The following is a 3,192-nucleotide window of genomic DNA, read 5'->3' on the forward strand; positions in this document are numbered from 1 at the left end:
CTATATAGACAATAAAGTTATAGTTGCTAGAACTTTAGAGTGACTCTAGTCTTATGGCATGTGCGGAATCACCGGATGGGTCTCCTTTCAGCGAGACCTCTCGACAGCGAACAACTCCATCGACGCAATGACGGACACCATGGCGTGCCGCGGACCCGACGGCTCCGGCACCTGGGTCGCGCCGCACGTCGCGCTCGGACACCGGCGGCTGGCCATCATCGACTTGGCCGGCGGCGCGCAGCCGATGACGATCGAAACGCCGGATGGCGTTGTCGCCATGGTCTATTCCGGAGAGGCCTACAACTTTCGTGAACTACGCGAGGAACTGCATGCCCGCGGGCAGCGCTGCACCACCGCCTCCGACACCGAGGTCGTGTTGCGCGCCTACCTGGAGTGGGGCACGGCCTTCGCCGAGCGACTCAACGGGATGTACGCCTTCGCCCTCTGGGATGCACGGATCGAGCGGCTGGTGCTGGTGCGAGATCGCCTCGGCATCAAGCCCTTCTACTACTACCCGACCGAGGACGGTCTGCTGTTCGGCTCCGAGCCGAAGGCGATCCTCGCCCATCCGTTGGCGGACAGATCGATCGGCCTCGACGGGCTACGCGAATTGTTCGTCGTCAGCGTGCGCCCGGAAGGATCGGCGTGGACCGGGATGCGGCAGGTACCACCGGGTTCGGTGGTGACCGTCGATCGCGACGGAGTGCGCACCACCAACTATTGGACACTGCGCACACTCGAGCACGAGGACGACCCCGCCTCGACCGTGCAGACGGTCCGCGAACTACTCGAGGACGTCGTTGCGCGGCAACTGATTTCGGATGTGCCGCGCTGCATGCTGCTCTCCGGCGGGCTCGACTCGTCCGCACTGACCACCCTGGCCGCCGCCCATCTGCGCAGTACCGGCGAGCAGGTGCGCAGTTTCAGCGTCGAATTCCAGCAGCAGGACGAGGATTTCGTGCCGGACGAGTGGCGGGCGACACTCGACGCGCCCTTCGCCCGGGCCGTAGCCGAGCATGCAGGCACCCAGCACAGGGACATCCTGCTCGACAGTGCGGCCCTCGCCGACCCGGCCGTCCGCGCCGCAGTGGTCACCGCCCGTGACGTGCCGACCGGGCACGGTGATACCGACGCGTCACTTTATCTGCTGTTCAAAGCAATTCGGGAGCATTCGACCGTAGCCCTGTCCGGAGAATCCGCGGATGAGGTCTTCGCGGGCTACCGCTGGTTCCGGACGGCCGCCGAGCACGGCCTGACCACCTTCCCCTGGCTCGCCGTGCTGCCCCCCGAGTTCGTGCAGCGCACCAGACTGCTCGATCCCGACCTGACCGCGGCCCTGGATCTCGACACCTATCTCGCGGACAGTTTCGCGGACGCGGTCGCCGAGGTCGCGCGGCTGGACGGCGAGAGCGACCTGGAATTCCGGATGCGTCAGGTCTCCCACCTGCACATCACTCGGCTACTGCGCACCTTGCTCGACCGCAAGGACCGGATGAGCATGGCGGTCGGCCTCGAAGTCCGGGTGCCGTATTGCGATCACCGGCTCGTCGAATACGTCTACAACGCCCCGTGGTCCCTGAAAACCTTCGACGGCCGGGAGAAGAGCCTGCTCCGCGCCGCCACCGCCGACACGCTCCCCCGCTCGGTGGTCGAACGCGTGAAGAGCCACTACCCGATCACCAAGAACCTCGACTACGTCACGGCCCTCCTCCACCAATCCACCGACCTGCTCGCCACCCCCACCCACCCCGTCTTCCGCCTCTACGACCACGACGCCGTCACCAAAGCCGTCGACCGCCCCGCCCCCCACCTCACCGAACCCGACCGCTTCGACCTCGAACAACTCCTCGACTTCGCAATCTGGCTGGACCACTACAACCCCCACTTCACCTAGCGGGGGTCAGGCCGCGGAGGACTATTTGGAGGCCGGCGCGGTACTCGTCGTCGGGGGTTACGGTTTGGGCCAGGGTGGCGGTGGCGGCGAGGAGGGGGAAGGTTTCGGGGTCCAGGGCGGCCATGGTGGCGGTGCCTCGGCCGGACAGGGCGGCGTAGTGCTCGTTTTGCAAGGCGCCCAAGAGGAAGGCGACGAGGGTGCGTTGGGCTATTACGCGATCGGGGCCGGTGAAACCGGCACGGGTGAGGACGGCCAGCATCGCTTCGATCACGCGCAGGGAAGCGGTCGATGATTGCCGGTGTCGCAGTACCAGCGGCACGGTCTCGGGGTGGTGCGCGACGGCCGCGCGGACCCGATCCAGCAGCGTGGTGAGCGCCTCCGACCAGGGGGCGTCGGGTGGCAACGTGGTGTCGATCGCGGTGTAGATGTGGTCGACGACCAGCACTTCGAGTGCCTCGCGGTCGGCGACGTAGCGATAGAGCGCCATCGTGGCCACGCCGAGTTCCTTGGCGACCGCGCGCATCGTCAGCGCGGACAAGCCGTCGCGGTCGAGCACCGCGAGGGCGGCGTTCGCGAGGGCTGCGGTGGACAGTGAGCGCGGACGGGGCATGGGTTGACAGCGTACAAGGTACGCGCATACTGGACGTAGGCGTACGAAGTACACCTACGAAAGGGAACCCATGCCTCTGCCGACCACCGTCGCCGATCGAGTGCTGACCACCGTCACCGACCGGCAGGTCTACCTACCCGATCCGAACCGCTTGATCCACTTGCAGTTTCGCCGCTTCGCCGGGTGCCCGGTCTGCCATCTGCATCTACGCTCGATCGTCACCAGGCACGACGAGATCACGGCCGCGAACATCCGCGAGGTCGTCGTGTTCCATTCCAGCGCAACAGAACTCCGCAAGTACACCGAGGGACTCCCGCTGGACTTCGTCGCCGATCCCGGCAAACAGCTCTACCGGGACTTCGGCGTCGAATCCTCGCCGCGCGCACTGCTCGACCCGCGCGGCTGGCCCGGCATCGTCCGCGGCCTGACCAGCGCCGCCGTAGCCACCCTGCGTCACCGGCAACCCACTCCCCCGACCAAACCCGAGGGCGGCAGCCTGGGCCTGCCCGCCGACTTCCTCATCGCCCCCGACGGCGGAGTCCTCGCCGCGAAACACGGCACGCACGTCGACGACCAATGGTCCGTGGACGAACTGCTCGCCTTGGTCCCGGCGCGAAAACCGCTGTCCTGAAACGAAAACCGCCGGTGCAGTGCATCAGAAACACTGCACCGGCGGAGGCTTCCGGTC

General features: G+C 66.5%; 3 protein-coding genes. 2 read left to right on the forward strand and 1 reads right to left on the reverse strand.

Annotated elements, in window-relative coordinates:
- Positions 1–58: 58 nt before the first annotated feature.
- Positions 59–1,894 (forward strand): asparagine synthase (glutamine-hydrolyzing), encoded by a 1,836-nt coding sequence (gene asnB / locus NVU01S_RS40325; RefSeq protein WP_043672794.1) that lies wholly within the window; start codon positions 59–61, stop codon positions 1,892–1,894.
- On the opposite strand, the gene NVU01S_RS40330 is transcribed toward asnB, so the two are convergent.
- Positions 1,887–2,504 (reverse strand): TetR/AcrR family transcriptional regulator, encoded by a 618-nt coding sequence (locus NVU01S_RS40330; protein WP_043672791.1) that lies wholly within the window; start codon positions 2,502–2,504, stop codon positions 1,887–1,889. The genes asnB and NVU01S_RS40330 overlap by 8 nt on opposite strands.
- A 70-nt stretch (positions 2,505–2,574) precedes the next feature.
- Here NVU01S_RS40330 and NVU01S_RS40335 point away from each other — a divergent pair, with 70 nt between their 5' ends.
- Positions 2,575–3,135 carry a peroxiredoxin-like family protein gene (locus NVU01S_RS40335; protein ID WP_043672788.1) on the forward strand — a complete coding sequence of 187 codons (561 nt, stop codon included), beginning with the start codon at positions 2,575–2,577 and terminating at the stop codon, positions 3,133–3,135.
- Positions 3,136–3,192: the final 57 nt, after the last annotated feature.

This window comes from Nocardia vulneris, assembly GCF_001613425.1.
Lineage (GTDB): Bacteria > Actinomycetota > Actinomycetes > Mycobacteriales > Mycobacteriaceae > Nocardia > Nocardia vulneris.